At 29.9% G+C, this 23,654-nt stretch carries 23 protein-coding genes, 2 tRNA genes and 3 rRNA genes; 18 read left to right on the top strand and 10 right to left on the bottom strand.

What is annotated here, in order from left to right; translation table 11 throughout:
• Positions 1 to 5 precede the first annotated feature (5 nt).
• The 7 genes from AACT_RS14980 to secG are packed head-to-tail and all read right to left on the bottom strand — an operon-like array spanning position 6 to position 4,774.
• Positions 6 to 659, bottom strand: coding sequence for a hypothetical protein (locus AACT_RS14980; protein ID WP_172128247.1), 654 nt, complete (start codon positions 657 to 659; stop codon positions 6 to 8).
• Between the two features lie 43 nt (positions 660 to 702).
• Positions 703 to 1,791, bottom strand: coding sequence for an MFS transporter (locus tag AACT_RS14975; protein WP_172128245.1), 1,089 nt, complete (start codon positions 1,789 to 1,791; stop codon positions 703 to 705).
• Positions 1,791 to 2,273 (bottom strand): RDD family protein, encoded by a 483-nt coding sequence (locus tag AACT_RS14970; protein WP_172128243.1) that lies wholly within the window; start codon positions 2,271 to 2,273, stop codon positions 1,791 to 1,793. The genes AACT_RS14975 and AACT_RS14970 overlap by 1 nt, the downstream gene beginning before the upstream one ends.
• Positions 2,273 to 2,881 (bottom strand): orotate phosphoribosyltransferase, encoded by a 609-nt coding sequence (gene pyrE, locus AACT_RS14965; RefSeq protein WP_172128241.1) that lies wholly within the window; start codon positions 2,879 to 2,881, stop codon positions 2,273 to 2,275. The genes AACT_RS14970 and pyrE overlap by 1 nt, the downstream gene beginning before the upstream one ends.
• A gap of 2 nt (positions 2,882 to 2,883) precedes the next feature.
• Entirely contained in the window at positions 2,884 to 3,441 is a 558-nt protein-coding gene (gene frr, locus AACT_RS14960; RefSeq protein WP_172128240.1) for a ribosome recycling factor, read from the bottom strand.
• A gap of 13 nt (positions 3,442 to 3,454) precedes the next feature.
• Positions 3,455 to 4,396, bottom strand: a complete 942-nt coding sequence (locus AACT_RS14955; RefSeq protein ID WP_172128238.1) for a polysaccharide deacetylase family protein — start codon at positions 4,394 to 4,396, stop codon at positions 3,455 to 3,457.
• 21 nt (positions 4,397 to 4,417) lie between these two features.
• A complete protein-coding gene (gene secG, locus AACT_RS14950) occupies positions 4,418 to 4,774 on the bottom strand; it encodes a preprotein translocase subunit SecG (RefSeq protein WP_172128236.1) in 357 nt (118 codons plus the stop codon).
• A 106-nt stretch (positions 4,775 to 4,880) separates the two neighbouring features.
• Between secG and AACT_RS14945 the strand changes: the two genes are divergently transcribed.
• Positions 4,881 to 5,576, top strand: coding sequence for a methyltransferase (locus AACT_RS14945; protein WP_172128234.1), 696 nt, complete (start codon positions 4,881 to 4,883; stop codon positions 5,574 to 5,576).
• Here AACT_RS14945 and AACT_RS14940 read toward each other — a convergent pair.
• Positions 5,528 to 5,932: a thiamine-phosphate pyrophosphorylase gene (locus AACT_RS14940; RefSeq protein WP_172128232.1), complete on the bottom strand. Its 405-nt coding sequence runs from the start codon at positions 5,930 to 5,932 to the stop codon at positions 5,528 to 5,530. The two genes, AACT_RS14945 and AACT_RS14940, sit on opposite strands and share 49 nt — an antisense overlap.
• 40 nt (positions 5,933 to 5,972) lie before the next feature.
• Entirely contained in the window at positions 5,973 to 6,671 is a 699-nt protein-coding gene (locus AACT_RS14935; protein WP_172128230.1) for a Bax inhibitor-1/YccA family protein, read from the bottom strand.
• Between the two features lie 568 nt (positions 6,672 to 7,239).
• Here AACT_RS14935 and AACT_RS14930 point away from each other — a divergent pair.
• From AACT_RS14930 to rrf, 5 genes are all read left to right on the top strand, one after another.
• Positions 7,240 to 8,756, top strand: a 16S ribosomal RNA gene (locus tag AACT_RS14930).
• 104 nt (positions 8,757 to 8,860) lie between these two features.
• A tRNA-Ile gene (locus tag AACT_RS14925) sits at positions 8,861 to 8,937 on the top strand.
• Between the two features lie 95 nt (positions 8,938 to 9,032).
• Positions 9,033 to 9,108 (top strand) — tRNA-Ala (locus tag AACT_RS14920).
• Positions 9,109 to 9,533: 425 nt separating this feature from the next.
• A 23S ribosomal RNA gene (locus tag AACT_RS14915) occupies positions 9,534 to 12,447 on the top strand.
• 268 nt (positions 12,448 to 12,715) lie between these two features.
• Positions 12,716 to 12,831, top strand: a 5S ribosomal RNA gene (gene rrf, locus AACT_RS14910).
• Together the 16S, 23S and 5S rRNA genes with 2 tRNA genes alongside form the textbook arrangement of a ribosomal RNA operon.
• A gap of 504 nt (positions 12,832 to 13,335) precedes the next feature.
• Here the strand turns inward: rrf and rpsU are convergent.
• Positions 13,336 to 13,548, bottom strand: coding sequence for a 30S ribosomal protein S21 (gene rpsU, locus AACT_RS14905; protein ID WP_041655391.1), 213 nt, complete (start codon positions 13,546 to 13,548; stop codon positions 13,336 to 13,338).
• Positions 13,549 to 13,661: 113 nt separating this feature from the next.
• Between rpsU and moaC the strand changes: the two genes are divergently transcribed.
• From moaC to AACT_RS14845, 12 genes are all read left to right on the top strand, one after another.
• Positions 13,662 to 14,141 (top strand): cyclic pyranopterin monophosphate synthase MoaC, encoded by a 480-nt coding sequence (moaC, locus tag AACT_RS14900; RefSeq protein WP_172128228.1) that lies wholly within the window; start codon positions 13,662 to 13,664, stop codon positions 14,139 to 14,141.
• Complete coding sequence (locus AACT_RS14895; protein ID WP_172128226.1) at positions 14,142 to 14,405, top strand: HP0495 family protein; 264 nt, start codon at positions 14,142 to 14,144, stop codon at positions 14,403 to 14,405.
• A gap of 369 nt (positions 14,406 to 14,774) precedes the next feature.
• Positions 14,775 to 16,256 (top strand): DUF2779 domain-containing protein, encoded by a 1,482-nt coding sequence (locus AACT_RS14890; protein WP_172128224.1) that lies wholly within the window; start codon positions 14,775 to 14,777, stop codon positions 16,254 to 16,256.
• Positions 16,253 to 18,613 carry an AAA family ATPase gene (locus AACT_RS15565; protein ID WP_228720500.1) on the top strand — a complete coding sequence of 787 codons (2,361 nt, stop codon included), beginning with the start codon at positions 16,253 to 16,255 and terminating at the stop codon, positions 18,611 to 18,613. The genes AACT_RS14890 and AACT_RS15565 overlap by 4 nt, the downstream gene beginning before the upstream one ends.
• Positions 18,603 to 19,889, top strand: coding sequence for an McrC family protein (locus tag AACT_RS14880; RefSeq protein WP_172128222.1), 1,287 nt, complete (start codon positions 18,603 to 18,605; stop codon positions 19,887 to 19,889). The genes AACT_RS15565 and AACT_RS14880 overlap by 11 nt, the downstream gene beginning before the upstream one ends.
• 58 nt (positions 19,890 to 19,947) lie before the next feature.
• Positions 19,948 to 20,559, top strand: coding sequence for a hypothetical protein (locus AACT_RS14875; protein WP_172128220.1), 612 nt, complete (start codon positions 19,948 to 19,950; stop codon positions 20,557 to 20,559).
• A 107-nt stretch (positions 20,560 to 20,666) separates the two neighbouring features.
• The gene (locus AACT_RS14870; protein WP_172128218.1) at positions 20,667 to 21,794 is read left to right on the top strand and encodes a Fic family protein; all 1,128 of its coding nucleotides are present in this window, start codon (positions 20,667 to 20,669) and stop codon (positions 21,792 to 21,794) included.
• A gap of 98 nt (positions 21,795 to 21,892) precedes the next feature.
• Entirely contained in the window at positions 21,893 to 22,162 is a 270-nt protein-coding gene (locus tag AACT_RS14865) for a hypothetical protein (protein WP_172128216.1), read from the top strand.
• Positions 22,163 to 22,173: 11 nt separating this feature from the next.
• A complete protein-coding gene (locus AACT_RS14860; RefSeq protein WP_172128214.1) occupies positions 22,174 to 22,635 on the top strand; it encodes a hypothetical protein in 462 nt (153 codons plus the stop codon).
• Complete coding sequence (locus AACT_RS14855; protein WP_172128212.1) at positions 22,635 to 22,775, top strand: hypothetical protein; 141 nt, start codon at positions 22,635 to 22,637, stop codon at positions 22,773 to 22,775. Before AACT_RS14860 ends, AACT_RS14855 begins: the two co-directional genes overlap by 1 nt.
• Entirely contained in the window at positions 22,717 to 23,181 is a 465-nt protein-coding gene (locus tag AACT_RS14850) for a hypothetical protein (RefSeq protein ID WP_172128210.1), read from the top strand. The genes AACT_RS14855 and AACT_RS14850 overlap by 59 nt, the downstream gene beginning before the upstream one ends.
• 19 nt (positions 23,182 to 23,200) lie before the next feature.
• On the top strand, positions 23,201 to 23,632 hold the full coding sequence (locus AACT_RS14845) for a hypothetical protein (protein ID WP_172128208.1): 432 nt from the start codon (positions 23,201 to 23,203) through the stop codon (positions 23,630 to 23,632).
• The last annotated feature ends 22 nt before the right edge of the window (positions 23,633 to 23,654 follow it).

Here is a 23,654-nt window from a genome sequence, read left to right as displayed (position 1 = left end):
TTTAGTTAAACTCTAAATTTTTCAAAAAGTTCTTTTTTATCAATTTCTACAATAACTTCAGATGTATTTACTTTCTTTTTAAATTTCTTATATAGAATTATTTGAAAATATATTCCTATAATACCAACAATTGATAGGAATACAAATAAGTAATTTAGATTAACACTAAAGTAATCAAATATCATAGAACTTATACTTCCAGATACAATTGCCGCTGAAATCATTAATGATCTAATCATTAAATAGTCTTTTAGTTGGACTTTCTCATCTTGCATAAAATCAACTGTATGAATTCTTGCTATTTCAAATGTTATTCCTTGAATTGTAAATACAGTTAATATTACATATGTAAAAGCTATAACTGAAAAAGAGAATACAAGATATGAAAAAATTTGGAAAATATCTAAGAATATTGCAAATAAATAAATATTATGAATTCTTATATTTTTAAATAAGGGTTGAATAAAACCATCAAGTGCGCCAATAAGCATATAAAAACTAATCATAAATACAGGCAAATAAGTACCTTCAAATTTAGTTACAAAAGGAATTAAAGTCCAATCAACATAAGTTATAATAAATAAAGTAAGGGATTGAATTTTTAGGAATTTACAACTATTAATCTCTCTAAAAATTGAAGAGTAGTGTTTTGCTGGCAATTGCTGGCATCCTTTTTATATTGTATAAATTTTTCGAATTATACTACAAAATTTGATTTTTCCTTACAAAAAATAAAGTAATCAAAGAAATCAAAGAAAATAAGGCACTATATAAGAATAGGTATTCTCCATAAACAGCTCCTGCAACTAAAGCACCTATAAAACCACCCAGTCCATAGGCAACTCCATACATAAACTGTTGTGCTAATTTTTTATTTTCATATAAAGTATATAGATAAATAATTACAGAACTGTGATAAAGTCCAAATGAAAATGCATGAAGTGATTGAGTAAAAAATGTCACAGTTAAAGAGTCTGGATAAATATACAACAAAAGCCATCGACCTACAGTTATTGCAACACAAATTTTTATTATTGTAAGAAGATTATTTTTTAAAAGTGGTGCTTGAAAATAAAAAACCAAGATCTCACATATAACACCAAATGACCAAAGATAAGAAGTCATCTCCAGGCTTATACCATGTGCAGTTTCATAAATAGTGAAGAAATTATAAAAACCTCCAAAACTCATTTGCATAAAAAATAAACTTAACCAAAAAGGCCAATATTTAAAAAATGAAAAAGATTCTTTTTCTTGTGTTATTTTATGCTCAACATCAAATTTTAATAAAAGTAATGCAAAAGTAACTGTAGCAACATTTAAAAATAAGTAATAGTGAATCGCAATATATGGTTCTGATAGGAATTTTGCTAAAACCAAAGAAATAAACATAAATCCAATTGAGCCGTAAAGTCTAGATTTTCCATATTTTTCTTTTCCTAAAGTAGAAATTGCTGTTACTTCAAGATATGGTAAAATTAATGATAAACAAGCTCCTAATAATGCATTGTTAATTACAAATAAATAAAAATTATCAATTGTTAAATAAAATAATGCTGATGAAATCACAGATAAGAATAGGGCAGATTTAAACATATTTTGATCAAGTTTAACATGTTTTAGAAATAAAAATGGAGTTATAAATCTCATAAGTGGTGCAAGAGCAAAAACTATACCTATATCAAAAGTACTGTAACCAATATCGTGAAGTACCTTTGGTAAAAATATTATATATACACCAACAGCTGCAAAGTAAAAAAAATAAAATGCAGAGAGATTAAAAAAGAACATCATTTATCATTGATGATAATTGTGTTTGAAAATATATCTTGAATAGTTTTTTTATCTTTATTAAAAAAAGGCAAAAATAGTAGGAAAATAGAAACAACTGCAAATAAAGTAGTTACATATCTAATTAAAACTTGAATAACAGATACTCTTTGTTTAGTAATACTATCTACTAATTTTATTTCATAGGCTCTAAGCCCTGGAGTTTGTCCATTTTTTAACCAAAAAATTAAAATTATACTCGCATGAACAGCAAAAATAATTCCCCAACCCAAAGATCTATTTTGAGCAAAGTCTTCACCACTTCCCATAATTAAATATATAACTATATAAAGTATAGGAGTGGTGATTAAAAAAGTATCTGTAAGAAAAGCTTTTAATCGTAAGCCAAGAGATGCTAAATCACTTTTTGGTGATTTTACTTTAGAGTCATTAACTACTTTGTTTTGTACTCTATTTTGTTTTACATCTCTCCATTTAGACATTAGTTTCCTCTTGATCCAGGTTTATAAGCAATACTTCCTTCTTTGCACATAGGACAATCTTCAGGTGAATACATCTCAAATGTAAAATCATCAAGTGCAAAAAGTGGTTTATTAAGCGGTAGTTTACAATTATCTTTAGCTTCAATATCACTTCCAACTCTTGAACAGAATCCTCTGTTTGCAAGTGCTGCATATGCTACGATGTTTCCACCTGCATTTTCAACTTGCTTAGCAGCTTCAAGAGCACTTCCACCTGTTGTTATAATATCTTCACAGATAATATAGTTTTCACCATCTTTAACTTCAAAGCCTCTTCTAATTGACATTTCACCTTCAACTCTCTCTGCAAAAATAAATCTTACATCTAAAGCAGTTGCAAGTGCAAATCCAGCTATTAATCCACCAAGTGCAGGTGAACAAACAGCATCAACTTTGATACCAGCTTCTTTGATTTGAGCAGCTAAGGCTTCAGCTAATAATTTAGCAGTTTTAGGGTCTTCTAAAACTTTTGCTGATTGTAAATAAAATTTAGAGTGATTTCCACTACTTAATTTGAAGTGACCTTCTAATAATGCTTGCGCATCTTTATATATTTGTGCTACGTTCATCATCAAACCGTTAAAATATCTTTTTCTTTTGCTTTTAAAGTTTCATCAGCTTTAACAACATAAGAATCAGTTATCTTTTGGATTTCATCTTGAGCTCTTTTACTCTCATCATCAGTAATTTCTTTATCTTTTAAAAGATTTTTTACTTTTGTATTAGAATTTTGTCTAATATTTCTAATTGCAACTTTTGCATTATCAGTCATAACTTTTGCTTGTTTAGCAGTATTTTGTCTTTGATCAACAGTCATTGGAGGGAAAAATAATTTGATTACTTCACCATCATTATTTGGATTAACACCAATGTTCGCAGCTTGAAGAGCTTTATCAATAGGACCTAAAAGATTTTTTTCCCATGGGTTAATTACAATTGTAGTTGCATCAGGAGATAAAACAGAACCTACTTGACTTAATTCAGTTGGTGTTCCGTAATAATCAACTCTAACACCATCTAAGATATTTGGGTTAACTTTTCCAGTTCTTAAAGATTTGTAATCTTTTTTTAACGCCTCGATAGACTTTTCCATATGATCTTTAGTTTGAGCATATATTTCTTCTAACATATATTTTCTCCTTTTATTTGATTAATAGTTTATTTGAAATAGTATAGTAATCAGTACTAATGGCTACTCTATTTCTATTTAAATTTAGTTTTTTATCTAATTTGATGTCAATTATACCATTTTTAACTTTGATATCCTGCCAACCATAGCTTGATATAAATAATTTTGCATTTTTTATACCAGGATCAACTTGAACTTTCACATGTTTTAGCCTACCGTCTTTTGGATAAACTTTGGGTTCTATCCAAGTAGCTTCTAATGTATTGTATTTTAACTTTTCTTCTAAATTAACATCACCAACAAGTGCAATTCTATTTAAGTCATAAATATCACTTTTATTATTTACAGAACCATTATTTTGATTTGCTATATATTCAAAATTAAATCTTTTGACTACTTCTTTTACTCTTTGATCATATTCCCCATAAGGATAAGTATATCCCTTAGGTTTAAATCCTAATTTTTCAACAAAGATATCGTAAGCTTTTTTTGTATCTTCAAAAATTTTATCATCTGATAATTTTGTTAGGTGTTTATGTCCATAAGAGTGTAAAGATATTTCACCATATTTAGATGCATCTTTTATTTCTTCCCAAGTCATAAAATCAGGATATTTTTTTTCAGTAGCTTCAACATAAACATAAAGTGAAAAAGGGTAGTTATATTTTTTGAATATTTCGATAGCATTAGTATAAAAACTTTTATATGCATCATCAATGCTAAAAGCTATCCAGTTATCAGGTATTTCTTCACCATTTTTTAGTTTTTCTGATATTTGTGAAACAGTTACAACTTTATAGTTATTAGATTTAAAGTATTCAAACTCTTTTTCTAACTCTTTTAAAGTCGTATTTGTACTGTGATGTTTTTCATCTCCGAAACGATGATATACAAAAATATGTGAATTAGCTTGAACATAAAAATAGCTAAGACAAATAAGTAAGAAATACTTCATATTTTCTTACTCTTTTGTTTCTTATTTATTTTCAGGAACTGCTGGAACTGGAATCGCTATTGGAGCAGCAGGAGCAGCTGGTTCAGTTTGAGTAATAGGAGTTGCAGGAATTAAAGAGTCTGTTTTTATTGAATCAACAGCACTTTTATTTCTTTCTTGATTATATAAATAACCAAGTGCAACAGTGTTTATTACAAACACTAATCCTAAAGCCATTGTAGCTTTTGTTAAGAAGTTTGCCGGACCTTTAGCACCAAATAAAGAATCATTACTTCCACTATATGCACCAAGACCTATGCTTGAACTTTTTTGAAGTAAGATGATTATTGTTATTACAATTGCTAAAGCAAACTGAACGATTAAAAGTGTAGATGTCATTATCTATTTCCTTTTTAAAAAATGGTAGCTATTTTATCTAAAACTTATTAAAAATAAGTTAAAATAAATGTTAAACCTTATTTTAAGCCATTTATAAAGAGTAAACTTGTCAGTTAAGAATCAGTTTTCAAAATACGCGAAGCAATATAAAAATCATAATATCATTCAACAAATTGTTGCAAAGTCATTAGTTAGAGAGTTAAAAACACAAGCAAAAAGAATTCTAGAATTAGGTTGTGGCTCAGGACAAGTTTATAATAACATTTCATGGGATATTGAATATTATAAAGCAATTGATTTTTCAGCTTCAATGTGTGAACTTCATCCAAAAGGTAAAAATATCGAAGTAAAGTGCTTTGATTTTGATACACAAGAATTTTTAGATGAAATTAAAAATGATTCATATGACATAATATTATCTTCATCAGCTTTACAATGGTCAAAAGATTTATCAAAAATCATAAAACAATTATCAATGATTTCAAAAGAAATAAATGCAGTTTTATTTACTTCTAATACTTTTAATAAAATACAAGAAATTACAAATACAAAATCTCCAATCTTAGATGAAATATCAATAAAAGAAGCTTTTAGTAAATATTTTAAATGTGAATTTGAAACAATTATGTATAAATTAGAGTTTGATAATAAAAAAGATCTATTTGATTATATAAAAAAATCAGGTGTAAGTGGTGCAAGTGCAACTTTAGAATTTAAAAATGCAAAAAAATTATATAAAGAGTATGATTTAAATTATTTGGAATTTGAAGTAATTTTTGTTAAAACAATCTCTAAGTTATAAAGCTCATATCTAATATATTTAAAGGTTTCACTATCTTCTATAGATATTAGTTTACAAAACTCTTCCAAAACTCGTGAACTCTCTTGAGCTCTTTTAAAATTAGCAATTAATATTGAGTTCATATCACTTCTATTTTGTTCACTTTTAATTGAAGCTCGTAAAACATCATTTTTAACATCTCTTGTTTCTAGTAATTCATTGTAGTTATTAGTTCTAGCTTTATGTCTAAGCTCTTTTAGTTTAAGGGCAGTTTGTTTATCGTTATATACGTATCTAAATATATCTTCAACAACACGAATTCCTTCACGTAGTCTGTTTAGATTAGCATCGATAAGTCTTAAGTAAGATTGATTCATATGATATAGTTAAAACTAACTCTAAAAAGAGTTAGTTTTGTTATTTGTCATCGCTATTCATAATTCCTAAAATTTGTAATAAAGATATAAACAAATTGAAGAAATCTAAATATAAAGATAATGCAGCTTCAATAGGAGAATCGTAATTCCCTTTAATTATTTGTTGCGTATCATATAAAATGAAAGCAGAGAATAATAAAGCACCACCACTAGCGATTGCTAATTGCATCATTGAAGATTGAATGAAGATATTTGAAATACCAGCAACAATCATAATAATTAAAGCAATGAATAAAAATTTACCCATAGAAGAGAAATCTCTTTTAGTTGTCATTGCAAACATTGAAATCCCACCAAAAGCAACAGAAGTCATTAAAAATGCTTGACCTACAATTGCAGCACCACTAGGCATTGCAAAAATTGCTGTTAATAAAGGAGCAATTGTTAAACCTGTAATAAACGTAAAAGCAAATAATACAGCTAAGTTAACACCTGGAGTATGTTTAACTCTTGGGATAACAAAAAAGATTAATGCTAATTCAACAGCAAATAAAACCCATTTAACAGGTCCCATTAGTATTGAAACAATTCCTAATCCAATATAAGCACCAGCAGTTGCTGCTAATAATGAACCAGCAAATAATTGATAAGTAGCTTTCAAGAAACTCATCAGCTGAGCTTGAGAAGACTCTTGAGTATATTGTGTAGATTGATTTGATAAATAATCTCTATTATACATAGTTATTTCCTTTTTATATTTTTGATTGTGCAATTCTATATTGTTAGACTTAATAATATCTTTAAATAACACATATATTACACTCTAATGGTAATAATAGATGAAAAAAGTAAATAGATGATTAATAGAATTGATTAAAAATTAAACAATAAGCATATATATCTAGAGAATTACTATAAAAAATAAGTAATATTCACCAAAAAACGTAAATCCAAAAATTTAAGCCAAATTTCAGCTAAAAGGTCTTGACAAACCCAGAGGAATCTATTATAATTCCCGTCCAATTTGACTGGAACGCATCAAACGAAAGTGTGATGGTAACGAGATAGTTTGAATGTGGATGATCTTTAAAATAAATTATAACGTTTATAAAGTAATCTTTGTAAACCGAATATGTAATTCTTGTTGTTTAAATCTGTCAATTTATTCAGATTAAAAATAAGAATAATGTTAAATATATAAAACAAGAAAAGTATGGTAAAACATATTAAACTTGTCTATTAACTTATGAGTGATAATTTTGTAATTAGTAAAATAATACAGAAGAAGTCAAGTTCAAAAACTTCAATTTATGGAGAGTTTGATCCTGGCTCAGAGTGAACGCTGGCGGCGTGCTTAACACATGCAAGTCGAACGAGAACGGATTATAGCTTGCTATAATTGTCAGCTAAGTGGCGCACGGGTGAGTAATATATAGGTAACGTGCCCCAAAGAAGAGGATAACAGATGGAAACGTCTGCTAAGACTCTATATGCCTTTATGACAAAAGTCAGCAAGGGAAATATTTATAGCTTTGGGATCGGCCTGTACAGTATCAGTTAGTTGGTGAGGTAATGGCTCACCAAGACAATGACGCTTAACTGGTTTGAGAGGATGATCAGTCACACTGGAACTGAGACACGGTCCAGACTCCTACGGGAGGCAGCAGTGGGGAATATTGCACAATGGACGAAAGTCTGATGCAGCAACGCCGCGTGGAGGATGACACATTTCGGTGCGTAAACTCCTTTTATATGGGAAGATAATGACGGTACCATATGAATAAGCACCGGCTAACTCCGTGCCAGCAGCCGCGGTAATACGGAGGGTGCAAGCGTTACTCGGAATCACTGGGCGTAAAGAGCGTGTAGGCGGATAGGTAAGTCAGAAGTGAAATCCAATAGCTCAACTATTGAACTGCTTTTGAAACTGCTTATCTAGAATATGGGAGAGGTAGATGGAATTTCTGGTGTAGGGGTAAAATCCGTAGAGATCAGAAGGAATACCGATTGCGAAGGCGATCTACTGGAACATTATTGACGCTGAGACGCGAAAGCGTGGGGAGCAAACAGGATTAGATACCCTGGTAGTCCACGCCCTAAACGATGTACACTAGTTGTTGTGAGGCTCGACCTTGCAGTAATGCAGTTAACACATTAAGTGTACCGCCTGGGGAGTACGGTCGCAAGATTAAAACTCAAAGGAATAGACGGGGACCCGCACAAGCGGTGGAGCATGTGGTTTAATTCGACGATACACGAAGAACCTTACCTGGACTTGACATAGTAAGAACTTTCTAGAGATAGATTGGTGTCTGCTTGCAGAAACTTATATACAGGTGCTGCACGGCTGTCGTCAGCTCGTGTCGTGAGATGTTGGGTTAAGTCCCGCAACGAGCGCAACCCTCGTCATTAGTTGCTAACAGTTCGGCTGAGAACTCTAATGAGACTGCCTACGCAAGTAGGAGGAAGGTGAGGATGACGTCAAGTCATCATGGCCCTTACGTCCAGGGCTACACACGTGCTACAATGGGGTATACAAAGAGCAGCAATACGGTGACGTGGAGCAAATCTCAAAAATATCTCCCAGTTCGGATTGTAGTCTGCAACTCGACTACATGAAGTTGGAATCGCTAGTAATCGTAGATCAGCTATGCTACGGTGAATACGTTCCCGGGTCTTGTACTCACCGCCCGTCACACCATGGGAGTTGAACTCATTCGAAGCGGGGATGCTAAAATAGCTACCTTCCACAGTGGATTCAGCGACTGGGGTGAAGTCGTAACAAGGTAACCGTAGGAGAACCTGCGGTTGGATCACCTCCTTTCAGAGATAAGAGATCAGATTCGTTTCTGATTTCAAATATCAAATAAAGAAAATGGCAAAGATTTTATATATTCGGTTTATAAAGATTATTTAAATAGGTAGTAGGGGCCTATAGCTCAGCTGGCTAGAGCGCTCGACTGATAATCGTGAGGTCCCAGGTTCAAGTCCTGGTAGGCCCACCATGATAATCTTATAATGTTGAATGTTAAATTTTAAATGTTGAATTAATTTTTTTAATTCAAAATTCAGAATTTAGAATTCAAAATTATTAGTCCCAGGGGAATTAGCTCAGCTGGGAGAGCGCCTGCTTTGCACGCAGGAGGTCAGCGGTTCGATCCCGCTATTCTCCACCACCTATTTTAGAGTTCAGTAATCAGAGTTCAGTGCTCAGAAGATAGAATTTAAAGTTCAGTTATAATAATTTAGCTTGAGAGTAAAATTAAATATAAGTTCAAATTAGTTTGAATTTATATTTGATTTTCGAATCAAAACTTTTAGAGAAATCTAAAATGATATTTAAAAATATAATGTTAAAGTCTTTAATTTTTTCGTTTAATTTACGTTCGAAAGAACATAATTTAAAAACAAAAATTTAATTATCTAAAAATTGTTACCTTGAAAAAACTTGTTTTTTTAAGATAATTTGAAATAGATAGAACACAACTAATTTTATTAAGATGTAAGAGTTGATGATTAGATTCATTAATTTAAATATGTTTAATAAGATAGTAGCCAAAGAATAATTATCAAAAATGCGACAGAATTTAATTCTGTTTATTAATAAGCTATTAAGGGCTAATGGTGGATGCCTAGATTGTAAGAGGCGATGAAGGACGTATTAGGCTGCGATAAGCCCCGGGGAGCTGCCAAAGAGCTTTGATCCGAGGATTTCCGAATGGGGCAACCCAGTATAATGAGAATTATATTACCCTACGGGGAGCTAACCTGGTGAAGTGAAACATCTCAGTAGCCAGAGGAAGAGAAATCAAACGAGATTCCGTCAGTAGCGGCGAGCGAACGCGGATTAGGACAAACCCAATGCTTGCATTGGGGGTTGTAGGACCATGATATGAGACTAAAGAAGATAGATGAAATACTTGGAAAAGTGTAGCATAGAAGGTGAAACTCCTGTAATTTAAATTTTCAATAGCTCTAATGGTATCCTGAGTAGGTCGGAACACGTGATATTTTGACTGAAACTGGGGGGACCACCCTCCAATCCTAAATACTACTTACAAATCGATAGTGAACAAGTACCGTGAGGGAAAGGTGAAAAGTACTCCAGCGAGGAGAGTGAAATAGAACCTGAAACCATTAGCTTACAATCATTCAGAGCCCTATGATTTATCAGGGTGATGGACTGCCTTTTGCATAATGAGCCTGCGAGTTGTGGTGTCTGGCAAGGTTAAGTCAAGTACGAAGCCGTAGCGAAAGCGAGTCTTAATAGGGCGAATTAGTCAGATGCTGCAGACCCGAAACGAAGTGATCTATCCATGAGCAGGTTGAAGCTGGTGTAAGAGCCAGTGGAGGACCGAACCCGCAGGCGTTGAAAAGTCTTGGGATGACTTGTGGATAGGGGTGAAAGGCCAATCAAACTTCGTGATAGCTGGTTCTCTCCGAAATATATTTAGGTATAGCCTTGTGTTGTAGCATATAGGGGTAGAGCACTGAATGGGCTAGGGCTGCTTACCGCGGTACCAAACCCTATCAAACTATGAATACTATATGTGGAATCACAGGAGTCAGGCGGTGGGTGATAAAATCCATCGTCGAGAGGGGAACAACCCAGACTAACAGCTAAGGTCCCAAAGTCACATCTAAGTGGAAAACGATGTGGAGTTACTGTGACAACCAGGAGGTTGGCTTAGAAGCAGCCATCCTTTAAAGAAAGCGTAACAGCTCACTGGTCTAGTGATTCTGCGCGGAAAATATAACGGGGCTAAGATGTGCACCGAAGCTTTAGATTCAATTTTTAATTGAGTGGTAGGAGAGCGTTCTATTCAGCGTTGAAGATGTACCGGTAAGGAGCGTTGGAGCGGATAGAAGTGAGCATGCAGGCATGAGTAGCGATAATTGAGGTGAGAATCCTCAACGCCGAAAACCCAAGGTTTCCTACGCGATGCTCGTCATCGTAGGGTTAGTCGGGTCCTAAGTCGAGTCCGAAAGGGGTAGACGATGGCAAATTGATTAATATTTCAATACCAACATACAAGCGCGATGTGGGGACGCATAGAGTTAGTCGAGCTCACTGATGGAATAGTGGGTCGAAGGACGTAGGCTGTAACTTAGGCAAATCCGGGTTACATGAGGCCGAGATCTTACAGGCTCCTGACACTCTTCGGAGGAGAGGGAGAATCGATGATACTGTCGTGCCAAGAAAAGCCACTAAGTATATTGTATGTTGCCCGTACCGTAAACCGACACAGGTGGGTGGGATGAGTATTCTAAGGCGCGTGGAAGAACCCTGGTTAAGGAACTCTGCAAACTAGCACCGTATCTTCGGTATAAGGTGTGCCTACTTTGGTATAGGAACTTGCTTCCAAAAGCTAGAGAGGTTGCAACAAAGAGTCCCTCCCGACTGTTTACCAAAAACACAGCACTTTGCTAACACGTAAGTGGATGTATAAGGTGTGACGCCTGCCCGGTGCTCGAAGGTTAACTGATGATGTCAGCGCAAGCGAAGCATTTGATTGAAGCCCGAGTAAACGGCGGCCGTAACTATAACGGTCCTAAGGTAGCGAAATTCCTTGTCGGTTAAATACCGACCTGCATGAATGGCGTAACGAGATGGGAGCTGTCTCAACCAGGGATCCAGTGAAATTGTAGTGGAGGTGAAAATTCCTCCTACCCGCGGAAAGACGGAAAGACCCCGTGCACCTTTACTACAGCTTGACACTGTAGCTTGGATATTCATGTGCAGGATAGGTGGGAGGCTATGATATATGGACGCAAGTACATATGGAGCCATCCTTGAGATACCACCCTTGAATATTTGAGTTACTAACTGCGACGAGTCAACCTCGTTCAGGACAATGTCTGGTGGGTAGTTTGACTGGGGCGGTCGCCTCCTAAAAAGTAACGGAGGCTTACAAAGGTTAGTTCATGGCGGATGGAAATCGCCAGTTGAGTATAATGGCATAAACTAGCTTGACTGTGAGACATACAAGTCGAACAGAGACGAAAGTCGGTCATAGTGATCCGGTGGTTCTGTGTGGAAGGGCCATCGCTCAAAGGATAAAAGGTACGCCGGGGATAACAGGCTGATCTCCCCCAAGAGCTCACATCGACGGGGAGGTTTGGCACCTCGATGTCGGCTCATCGCATCCTGGGGCTGAAGTAGGTCCCAAGGGTATGGCTGTTCGCCATTTAAAGCGGTACGCGAGCTGGGTTCAGAACGTCGTGAGACAGTTCGGTCCCTATCTTCCGTGGGCGTAGGAAAGTTGAAGAGATTTGTCCCTAGTACGAGAGGACCGGGATGAACGTACCACTGGTGTACCAATTGTTCTGCCAAGAGCATCGTTGGGTAGCTACGTACGGATGTGATAAGAGCTGAAAGCATCTAAGCTCGAAGCCAACTCTAAGATTAACTTTCCCTGAAGTTCCCAGTAAGACTAACTGGTTGATAGGCTAGATGTGTAAGCGTTGTAAGACGTTTAGCTGACTAGTACTAATAGAACGTTTGGCTTATTTTATATTCTTTGGTTTACTATCTTATTAAATATATGAGAAACGTTATTAAAAGTGAACTGCTTCACTTTTATAGTTTCGGAACCGTAGCTTTTATGGTTATGCATAAGCGCAGGATATATTTAATAAACAAATTGTGTTTATTTTAAGACTTTAACATTATTTTTTCTTAACTCTAGTATAGAGTTGAGTGTTAAGTATAATTTACTTAATTTGGGTTTTAATTCAAAATTCAAAATTAAGCATTCAAAATTAAATTTAACACTCAACTTTGCTGGTGGCTATAGAGAAGTGGAAATACCCAGTCCCATTCCGAACCTGGAAGTCAAGCACTTCATCGCCGATAATACTGCCGGGTCCCCTGGTGGAAACGTAGGCCGCTGCCAGCTCTTGAGTTTATTAATCAAAGCTTTTACTTATTCATACTTTAAAAAGTATTTTTAGGTAGAAGCTTTTTTTTTAGTTTGTTTTTTTGGGTTTTATCTTTTTTGGCTTGACTTTCTGAGCACTGAACTCTGAGCACTGAATTCTGAGCACTGAATTCTGGTTTTTTACTTAGCGCTTAATACTTAGCATCAATTTTTAATACACTAATAGACCAATATACCAATTACAAATATACAAATCCTCTTTTCCATTCATAATTCACAATTAATCATTCAAAATTAATAATCCTCTATATTTCTATTATACGGGCTTTTTCTATTTTACTTAGTCTTGGTATGGGGTTTGTTGTTTTTTTGCTTTCTAGAAGAGGTTTTTTAGGTGTGAATACTTTTATTCATTTAATTTTATCAATAAATGTTTTTATTATAAATTTCTAAATTAATTAAGGCAAAAAAAAAGGAGAAACTCAAAGAGTTTCTCCTTTTTTTGTTCAACAAAACAAAATATTATAATCTTGATTCGTATCTTCTTAGCATGTATAGTCTTTTTAACATTTTCTTTCTAGCAGAAATTTTTTGTTTTTTTCTAATCTCTGTCATCGGCTCGAAATATCTTCTTGCTCTTGTTTCTGTTACGATTAGATTTCTATCACATTGCTTTTTAAACCTTCTATAAGCTTCGTCAAAAGATTCGCTATCTTTAACTTTTATACCTGGCACTAAAATCACCCACTTTCTTTTTTAAATTTTAGGTCTGCATTATATTTAAAGTTTACTTAATTCTTATTTAACTATTATTAGATTATAATATTTTTTTAAGAAAAAGGATTATTTTGAATTTAACACATTTAGATGAGAATGATAGACCTAAAATGGTTGATGTATCAGATAAGAGTGAAACTAAACGTATTGCAATTGCATCAGGTGAAATTACAATGTCACAAGATGCTTTTGATGCGATTATTTCAAATACTACAAAAAAAGGTCCAGTATTACAAACAGCAGTAGTTGCAGCTATTATGGGAGTTAAAAAAACTAGTGATTTAATTCCTATGTGCCATCCTTTATTATTAAGTGGAATAAATTGTGATATTGAAGAAAAACCTGAATTACCTGGATTTAAACTAATCGTAACAGCAAAGTTAAATGGTCAAACAGGTGTTGAGATGGAAGCTCTAACTGGTGTTTCTGTTGGTTTATTAACTATTTATGATATGGTTAAAGCTATTGATAAATCAATGATTATTTCTAAGGTTCAATTAGAAAATAAATCAGGTGGTAAAAGTGGTGATTTTAACAGAAAGGATTTATAGATGGTTGATTTGAGTAAAGAAAAATTAGAACTAGATTATCCATGTAACTGGGAATATAAATTAGTTGCATTAACACATATTGATATTAAAATTACTGTTAAAGAAGTAATCTCAAATAGAGAGCATAAAGTTAAAGAATCAAAAGTTAGTAGTAAAGGTAAATTTAAAAGTTATACTTTAGAGCTTTTAGTACATAATGAAGATGATAGAAAAGAGATTTATAAAATGCTAGGGGACCATTCTAATATTAAAATGGTTTTATAAGTTAATTAGTATCTTATTCGTAAGATACAACAACAGATGTTTTTTAATCAAATTAGCTAAAAATAGGTACTTTTAGACACACTAATTTCTACTTTTACTAAAAATTGATAAAAAAACCGTCTCTATTTCGTCTCTATTAAGAGACAAATATCTTACAGTCAATCTAGGTAACCATTTTAATTAAAAAGAACTAATGTATTTTAATACTATTATATAAATTTACAAAACAAAAATCTAAAAATTTATTTTCATCTTCCAGACATAAAGCTTTCCTAATTTCTAACTATAATTTAGCAATAAAAATAAAAAAGAGTCATTTGAGAGTCATTTGAATGGTATAATTTTTTTATTTATAAATTTAAGGTTAATATGAAACTTTCAAAATCACTATATACAAGAGGTTTACAATGTCAAAAATCTCTTTGGTTAAAGAAAAACAAAAAAGAAGTTTTATCTTTACCTGATGATTCAGCCCAAGCTATTTTTGAAAATGGAAATGATGTAGGGGATTTAGCTTGTAAGCTTTTCCCAAATGGTAAAACAGTTCCCTTTAAACTTGGATTTGAAGATATGATTATTCAAACTAAGTTATGGATTAATATGGGAATGAAAAATATTTATGAAGCTTCATTTTCTTATGATGATATTTTTGTTGCAGTTGATATTTTAGAAATTGTAGATGCAGCTAAAAAAGAAGTAAAAATCTACGAAGTTAAAAGCTCAACAGAAGTTAAAGATGTTTATTTACACGATGCTTCTATTCAATACTATGTATTAAATGGCTTAGGATATAATGTAAAACAAGTAAATATAATACATATAAACAATAGTTATGTAAGAGGTGAAACTTTAGATATAAATCAACTTTTTTCTATAGTTGATGTAACACTTGAAATAAAAGAGCTTCAAAAAAATATTAAAAGTAATATTGAAAGTTTTAGAAATACTATTTCAAATCCAATTGAACCAAATATAGATATAGGAACGCATTGTTCAAATCCTTACTCATGTGATGCAATTGATTATTGTTGGAAGCATATTCCCAAATATAGTATATTTGATATTTCAAGATTATCTACAAAAAAGAAATTTGAATATTATAAAAATGGAATATTAGAATTTTCACAATTAGAAGATTTAGAATCATTTTCTGTATCACAACAAATTCAAATAGCTTCAGAAAAACAAAATAAAACTATTATAAATAAACCTGCAATAAAAGAGTTTTTAGAAACATTAACTTATCCAATTTATCATTTAGATTTTGAAACTTTTCAACAAGCAGTTCCACAATTTATAGGACTAAGTCCTTATCAACAAATACCATTTCAATACTCCTTGCATATAGAGTATGAAGATGGAACTTTGGAACATAAAGAGTTCTTATCTCCTGATAGCATAGACCCAAGAGAACAAATAGCAATAAGCCTTACTAATCATATACCAAAAGATGTAACAGTATTAGCATACAATATGGGATTTGAAAAAGGTGTTATTAGAAAACTAGCAGATTTATATACAAGTCTAGGTTCTCATCTTATGAATATACATGATAATTGTCATGATTTGATGATTCCATTTCAAAAAAAAGATTACTATACACCTTTAATGAAAGGAAGTTACTCAATCAAATATGTACTTCCAGCACTTGTGCCAGAATTTGAAAATGCATATAAAGATTTAAACTTAATTCATAATGGTGGTGAAGCAATGCAGGCTTTCGCAAATCTATCAAAAATTGATGATATAAATAAAAAAGAAGAATATAGAAAAGCTTTGTTGGAGTATTGTAAATTGGATACTTTGGCAATGGTTAGAATTTTAGATAAATTGAAGGAGTGTGTTAGATGAGTATTGCAGAAGAAACAAAGAATAAGTTTACAGAAAAATGGAATTTGAATAAAATAAAAAATTTAACAATTGAAGATTATAGTTCAAAAGGTGGTAAAAACAGAAAAGATTTTACTTATGATTTAGAACATAATACACCAGATATAGGAAGTATAAGAGGTGGAGATAGTTCAAAATTTAAGATATATATGTACGATAAAGTACCTACAAAAATAAATATCCTATATGATGAAAAATATGCATGGCATAAAAGTTTAGGTACTAATTGTACTGATGCATTCCAGAAAGTTAAAAATGAAATTATTAAAATAATTGAATTTGCAATAAAAAAGAATTTTAAAGAAATAGAAAATTCAACTCTTTTTGGAGATGGAATAAAATGGAAAATCGCTTTTTTATATGCAGAAAAAGGTGATTTAATTGATATCTTTGCAAAAAAAGCATTAAATGAATTATCTAGTAAAAACAAAATTTATGAAATTCAAGAAGAATTAATAAATAATAAACCAGTGAATATATCAATTTTTGATTATTCAACAAAATTATGGGAGAAAACAAAACTTAATGATAAAAAAGATGAAATTGAAGTTTATGAAGAAAAAGAAGAATTTGAAAATTCAGAAGATATAATAATGAAATTTCAGCCCTTAAACCAAATATTATATGGAAGTCCAGGAACTGGGAAAACATATAATACTATTAATAAAGCTTTAGAAATTATTTTTGAAAAAGAAAATGATAGAAAAACAGAATATGATTTTAAAGTAAAAGATAAAGATGGCAATGATATAGAACCTATTGAAAAAACATATAATAGAATTTTAGAGATTAATGATGAAATTAAAAAAAGACAGCATTTAAAAGGATTGTTTGAATATTTTAAAGATGAACAAAGAGGTCAAATAGAGTTTGTAACACTTCATCAAAGTTATGGATATGAAGAGTTTGTTGAAGGGATTAAAGCACAAACAATCACTGATAATGAAAATAAAATAATTACATATGATATTGAAGCAGGTATTTTTAAACGCTTATGTGAACAAGCAAAGAGTATTAAATCAGAAAAAAAGTCTATTTATGATTTTGATGAAAAAGTTAATGTTTGGAAAATATCTTTAGGGGATTCTCAAAATAGTGAAGATGACTATTTATTCAATTATTGTATTGAAAATAATAAAATTTTACTCGGATTTGGAAATGGATTAGATTTTAGTGATTGTGTAAATAGAGATTCAATTGCTAAAAAACTTGATGACAATGAGAAGTATAGTTACCCGCCAACAGCAATAAATATATTAAAAAATAAAATGAAAAAAGATGATATAGTTTTAGTATCTTATGGTAATAGAAAATTAAGAGCTATAGCCAAAATTATTGGTGATTATAAATATATAGATGATGATACATTAAGAACATATGTACAATCAAGAGAAGTTGAATGGTTATTGGTTCCAGATGAAGCATTTTCTTTTGAAAAAATATTAAAAAAACAATTTTCACAAATGTCAATTTATGATATTAAAAATAATACAAAATTAGATTCATTGAAAAATTTATTAACTCAAAATGATATATCAGAAAAAGAAAATAACAAAAACTACATCCTAATAATAGATGAAATAAATAGAGGAAATATTTCAAAAATCTTTGGAGAACTTATTACATTAATAGAACCATCAAAAAGAATTGGTGCAGATGAAGAAATAAGAGTAAAACTTCCTTATAGTGGAGATGAATTTGGCGTTCCACAAAACTTATATATTATAGGTACGATGAATACAGCAGATAGAAGTATCGCTTTAATGGATACAGCATTAAGAAGAAGATTTCATTTTGAAGAGATGATGCCTAATCCTGATTTGCTTAAAGATGAGAATGGTAATGATTTAATGGTAGATAAAATTAATATTAAATCTCTTCTTGAAACTGTAAATAAAAGAATAGAATATTTATATGATAGAGACCACACAATAGGTCATGCTTATTTTATGAGTTTAAAAGATGAAAAAATATTAGATAAAAAAGTAGAACTTGACAATATTTTTAGGAATAAAATCATTCCATTATTACAAGAGTATTTTTATGATGATTGGGAAAAAATTCAAATTGTTTTAGGAGACCATCCTGAACAATTTAAAAAGAAATCAAATTTAAAAGAATATTTAGAATATCAATTTATACAAAGTAAAGTAATAACAGAAGAAGAAATTTTAGGATTTGACCATCCTGATATTGAAAATGAAGCTATAGAATATAAGGTAAATAATATCTTTGTAGAAATAATGTATATTAAAATTTATAGTAATTATCCTCAAATAAAACAGATTATAGAAGAGGAAAATAAAATTGATAATTAAAGAGTTTCAATATCTTCAATATAGAGATGAAGATAAGGAAAATTATATTAAACCTGAATCTTTTGAAGCATTAGAAAAATTTGTATTAGACAATGAAGAAACAGCCCAATATCTAAAAATTACTACAAAAAAAGGGTTTGGAAAAGTTCTTCAAGCCCAAAACTATGTAGGTGTAATACAAACAAAAGATGGAACAATAATAGAGATATTGCCTAAAATTCAAAATGTAGATGAGAATAAATCAAAAGAGATTTTAATAAAGATGTTAAAAACTCTAAAGAAATCTCCATTCAAAAACTTTAATATGGCAAATCTAAAATCTTCAAAAATGCCTTTACTTGAAATATTTATATCAATGTTTTTAGAAGAGTTATCTAAACTTATTAAAAAAGGTATAAAATCAGATTATATTAGCAAAGAAGAAAATCTAAGATTTTTAAAAGGTAAACTAAAAATATCTGAACAAATAAAATATAACACTATTCATAAAGAGCGTTTTTTTGTTCAATATGAAGAATTTATGAGTGATAGAATAGAAAATAGGCTTATAAAAACTACACTTCAATATCTGTATAAAAAATCAAAGTTAAATAAAAATCAGCAAAGAATTAGAGAATTTTTATTTGTATTTGATGAAATGGGAATTTCACATAATATAAAAACAGATTTCTCAAATCTAAAATTAAATAGACAAATGAAAGATTATGAACAAGTTCTTTTATGGTGCAAAACTTTTTTACTTGAAAATTCATTCTCACCTTATAAAGGAAATGATGTTGCATTTGCTCTTTTATTTGATATGAATTTACTTTTTGAATCTTATGTGTATGATTATCTAAAGAGAAATGGTAATTTTGATGATATTACAGCTCAAGATAAAGAACATCATTTAGCTTACTTAGATGGAAAAATCTCAAAGTTCCAATTAAAACCTGATATAGTTATTAATAAGGGTGAAATAATAGCTGATACAAAATGGAAACTGCTTAGTGAAGATAAAACACATCAAGGTATCTCACAAAGTGATATGTATCAATTATATGCATATGGAACAAAATATAAAGATTGTAAATATATGTATTTAATTTATCCTTATGATGGATTAGATATTCAAAACTCTTATCAATATTTTAGAAATGATGAAGAGAAAAAATTAAAAGATGAGTTACATTTAAATGTTTTATTTTTTGATGTATGTGAAAATAAACATTGTTTTAAAAATGAAATTCATAAAAATGAAGAAAAGTATGAGATTTTTAAATATAGTCAGACATAAAGCTGTCTACTTAATACTATATACTTTTATTATACAAAAAGTAAAAAAGGGAACAAATATGTTAGAAGATATAATATTTATCACAAAAAAAGTTTTTGATGATGCACTAAAAAAAGAAGAAAATCTAGAAAATCCTAAAAGAGTTTATTCTACATATAGATGTTTAGAAGAAGTAGTAAGTGATATTAATTTAGTTGCAAACCATTATTTAGTTCATGATTTTAATGAAGCCAATTTACAAAACTCATCTTTTGGTAAGCCTTCTGATAAATGGAGATTTTTTCTTAATCAAGATTTAGAGAAATTAAATGATTCACTTAAAGAATATCTTTTAAATCTATCATATCTAAGTCATGAAGATATGAGTGAAAGTTATATAAATAAAATATATAATGCAAAAAGCTTATATGGTTTTATAATGGAAGAATATAGTATTGGATTTATTGAACAAAATTCAAAACAATTACATACAAATGCTCTTAAAATTGATTTAGATGATTCAGATAGTATTTATCTAAATGAATATAATAAAATTGATGTATCAACTTATGAATTAAAAGTTGAATTAAAAACTAAATTAAATGATTCAAATAAAATATTAATAGATGAATTTAAAAAGTTGAAAAAATATATTTTAGATAGATATACGGTTGAAGATTTATTAGGATAATAAATGAAATTAAAAAGAATATTTAGAAAATGATACGATAAAACAGTTTATTCACATCATTTATGATATGATTATAATAAATAATCGTATCATAAAGGAAAAATCTTATGAAAAAATGGATATGGCAACAAAAAGATTATCCACACTTTACCTATGATTCTAAAAAACTAGAAGACTTAATCCAAAAAATATCAATAGAACAAGGCTACTTAATAGCTATTACTCAAACTATGGATAATACAAATGTAATAAATAGACAAATAGAAGCACTTGAAAATGAAGCAATAGCAACATCTGCAATTGAAGGAAAAATATTAAATCGTGATAGTGTAAAAGCATCTATTCAAAAGAAAATGGGTTTTAGAGATATTGATTATAAAAAGATTGATAATTCTGTTGAATATCTTATTGAAGTGCTAATTGATGCAAATACAAACTACAATCAAGATTTAACACTTGAAAGACTTTTTGCTTGGCATGGTGCAATTTTTCCAAAAGATTATGAAGGATTTAATCAAACTAATATAGCTACTTTTAGAGGTGATGATATTATGCAAATAGTTGGTGGCTATGCAGGAAATGAAGAAGTTTATTATGAAGCACCGCCAAGAGATAATCTTGAAGATGAAATGAATAACTTTTTAACTTGGTTTAATTCAACAAAAGAAGGATTAATAAAAGCTTGTATTGCTCATCTTTGGTTTGTAATTATTCATCCCTTTGATGATGGAAATGGAAGAATCACAAGAGCAATTACAGATTTGGTTTTATCAAAAATCGAAAACTCAAAAATATCAAGACTTTACTCTATGTCAAGTGCTATAAATACAAATAGAAAAGCTTATTATAAAGCACTTGAACAAACAACTGGATATATTAAAAAAGAGGATAATCACCTTGATATTACAATTTGGTGTGAATGGTTTTTATCTACACTTTATGAAGCATTACTTGATACAAAAAAGAAATTAGCTTTTATTGTACAAAAAACAAAATTTTGGGATAAATATAAAAATAATAATTTAAATGCAAGACAAATAAAAGTACTTAACTTTATTTTAGATATTGGAATTGATGATTTCAAAGGAAATTTAAGTAAAAAAAAATATATGAGTATTGCAGATACTACATCAGCCACAGCATCAAGAGATTTATCTGAATTAATTGAATGTGGATGTATTAAACAAAAAGAAGGAACTGCTGGTAGAAATGTAAGTTATGTTATTAATATTTAATTAAACAGACATAATGTTGTCACATAGCTATCTTATAATTACAATATAAAAACAGTAAAAAATGTATCGACTGTTTTAAAATAAAAGGATAATGAAAAATGAATAAAAATATAAAAACAAAAACAATTCAAATCGAAACAACAGTAGATGGTGTTTTATTAAAAGGTGAACTAGAGTACTGGTCAAAAGATTATTGTGTAAAGTTAATTGAACCTTTTGAGGGTAGTTCTTCGTATCATTCACAATATGCCGTTCCTGTTAAATATGTATATGAAAAATCAGAAAAGCCAAGCTGTCATGAAATTGAATTATGCGAAAAATCTAAAGAAATTTTAAAATCAATATATTTAGAAAATATAAACTTATAAGGACATGATAAATGCACTCACTAAATGATACACCAATTTTTTTAGAATTTTTAAAAAGGTTCTTTAAGTTCGTAAAAATAGAATTTAGAAATAGATATATACAAAATAAACTATTTATATATTCGAAGTGTAATTGTAAAGATAAAGGGTGTGCAACAGTTTATTTAAAATCAAGAACACCTTGGAAAGAGAGCGTTCAAGGTATTTATATTTTTGATACAAATAAAGGAATGTTTATTATACATGTGGAAGAAAATGGTTTTTTAGAGTTTGAAGCTTTATTATATGAACAATATCCATATAAAAAAGAAATTGATACTTTTTTGAAATATGAAAAGGCAATTCATGATTCATTTCCAAGACAAAAGAAAAGTATTAAATCATTAACAAAAAAAAACAAACAAATGCTTCATAAGTATTTTAGAAATTTAGAACATAAACATATGAATACTATTGATTTAGGAGAGGTTTAATGAAGTTATATTTAGATGACTTGAGAATTCCTCAAGATAATTATGATGTAATAGTTAGAAGTTATGAAGAGGCAATTTATTATGGATGTAAAAGATTTAACAATTTATCAATTAAAAGAATTACAAAGCTTAAATATTAGACTAAAAAATTTGCAAGATAAACTAATAAAAGAAGCTATAAAAATTGATAAAGATTTGATTTATAAACTATCTAATAAAGATGATTTATTAGAAGATTATGAAATAGAATTAGAAATAAAATTTGTGTTAAAAGAAAATCATCCCTCTTATAAAAAAGATGATGATAATTTTTTAACAATCATATATGAATATCTCAAAAGAATCTCAATAAAAAGAAGTATATATCCTTGGAATGATTCTAATCATAATGAATTTAATTCTTGGGAAAATCATATTATGAAAGATGATTATCATTGTTGGTTGTTTCACTCTCTTTATGACCATAGTGATTTAAACTGGGAAGATATATTAAATATTGGTGAAATTTATAGTGATATAAAGGTTACTTATCAATATTATGATTAAAGTAAAAAAGGATGAATAAATGAAACAAGATAGAACAAATAATCTAAAATGGGAATATCCAGAATTTCCTCCAAGACCTATAAAAAGAGAAGTGCTTTTCTCTCTTCTAAATTATAAAGGAGCTTTATATTTTGTAAATGAAAGTGATGAGACTTTAGATGTAGTTTCTAGTGATAGTTTTGGTTTGATTGAAGATTCTGCTTTAGAGAAAAATCCTAAGTATTATTATGAAAATGTAAAACCAAATGAAAGTGTAAAAGTTGAAGAGTATGATGATTATTATGATTTAGATTATCTTTTAGGTTTTGATATTTATATAAAATCAAAAACTCTTGGAAATATAAAAATAACTCCACCTCCAAAAAAAGGTGGAGTTATTTCCCAAGAGTTGGTTTATAAAGATTTAACTACAAAAAGATATGTGCAATTAAAATACAATTGTGTAGAATAATTTAAAATTCAAATAAAAGTAA

It is taken from the genome of Arcobacter acticola, from assembly GCF_013177675.1.
GTDB classification, from domain to species: Bacteria; Campylobacterota; Campylobacteria; order Campylobacterales; family Arcobacteraceae; genus Aliarcobacter; species Aliarcobacter acticola.
The sequence above is the reverse complement of the archived record's forward strand: the minus strand, read 5'-3'. Positions and strand labels throughout refer to the sequence as shown.

Excerpts from the sequence above, each read along its gene's own strand:
- AACT_RS15565 (WP_228720500.1), top strand. The coding sequence starts at position 16,253 with ATGAGTATTGCAGAAGAAACAAAGAATAAGTTTACAGAAAAATGGAAT.
- AACT_RS14865 (WP_172128216.1), top strand. The coding sequence starts at position 21,893 with ATGAATAAAAATATAAAAACAAAAACAATTCAAATCGAAACAACAGTA.
- frr (WP_172128240.1), bottom strand. The coding sequence starts at position 3,441 with ATGTTAGAAGAAATATATGCTCAAACTAAAGATCATATGGAAAAGTCT.
- secG (WP_172128236.1), bottom strand. The coding sequence starts at position 4,774 with ATGACATCTACACTTTTAATCGTTCAGTTTGCTTTAGCAATTGTAATA.
- AACT_RS14890 (WP_172128224.1), top strand. The coding sequence starts at position 14,775 with ATGAAACTTTCAAAATCACTATATACAAGAGGTTTACAATGTCAAAAA.
- AACT_RS14875 (WP_172128220.1), top strand. The coding sequence starts at position 19,948 with ATGTTAGAAGATATAATATTTATCACAAAAAAAGTTTTTGATGATGCA.
- AACT_RS14935 (WP_172128230.1), bottom strand. The coding sequence starts at position 6,671 with ATGTATAATAGAGATTATTTATCAAATCAATCTACACAATATACTCAA.
- AACT_RS14860 (WP_172128214.1), top strand. The coding sequence starts at position 22,174 with ATGCACTCACTAAATGATACACCAATTTTTTTAGAATTTTTAAAAAGG.
- AACT_RS14850 (WP_172128210.1), top strand. The coding sequence starts at position 22,717 with ATGGATGTAAAAGATTTAACAATTTATCAATTAAAAGAATTACAAAGC.
- AACT_RS14845 (WP_172128208.1), top strand. The coding sequence starts at position 23,201 with ATGAAACAAGATAGAACAAATAATCTAAAATGGGAATATCCAGAATTT.
- AACT_RS14855 (WP_172128212.1), top strand. The coding sequence starts at position 22,635 with ATGAAGTTATATTTAGATGACTTGAGAATTCCTCAAGATAATTATGAT.
- AACT_RS14955 (WP_172128238.1), bottom strand. The coding sequence starts at position 4,396 with ATGAAGTATTTCTTACTTATTTGTCTTAGCTATTTTTATGTTCAAGCT.
- AACT_RS14940 (WP_172128232.1), bottom strand. The coding sequence starts at position 5,932 with ATGAATCAATCTTACTTAAGACTTATCGATGCTAATCTAAACAGACTA.
- AACT_RS14975 (WP_172128245.1), bottom strand. The coding sequence starts at position 1,791 with ATGTTCTTTTTTAATCTCTCTGCATTTTATTTTTTTTACTTTGCAGCT.
- AACT_RS14895 (WP_172128226.1), top strand. The coding sequence starts at position 14,142 with ATGGTTGATTTGAGTAAAGAAAAATTAGAACTAGATTATCCATGTAAC.
- AACT_RS14870 (WP_172128218.1), top strand. The coding sequence starts at position 20,667 with ATGAAAAAATGGATATGGCAACAAAAAGATTATCCACACTTTACCTAT.
- AACT_RS14970 (WP_172128243.1), bottom strand. The coding sequence starts at position 2,273 with ATGTCTAAATGGAGAGATGTAAAACAAAATAGAGTACAAAACAAAGTA.
- pyrE (WP_172128241.1), bottom strand. The coding sequence starts at position 2,881 with ATGAACGTAGCACAAATATATAAAGATGCGCAAGCATTATTAGAAGGT.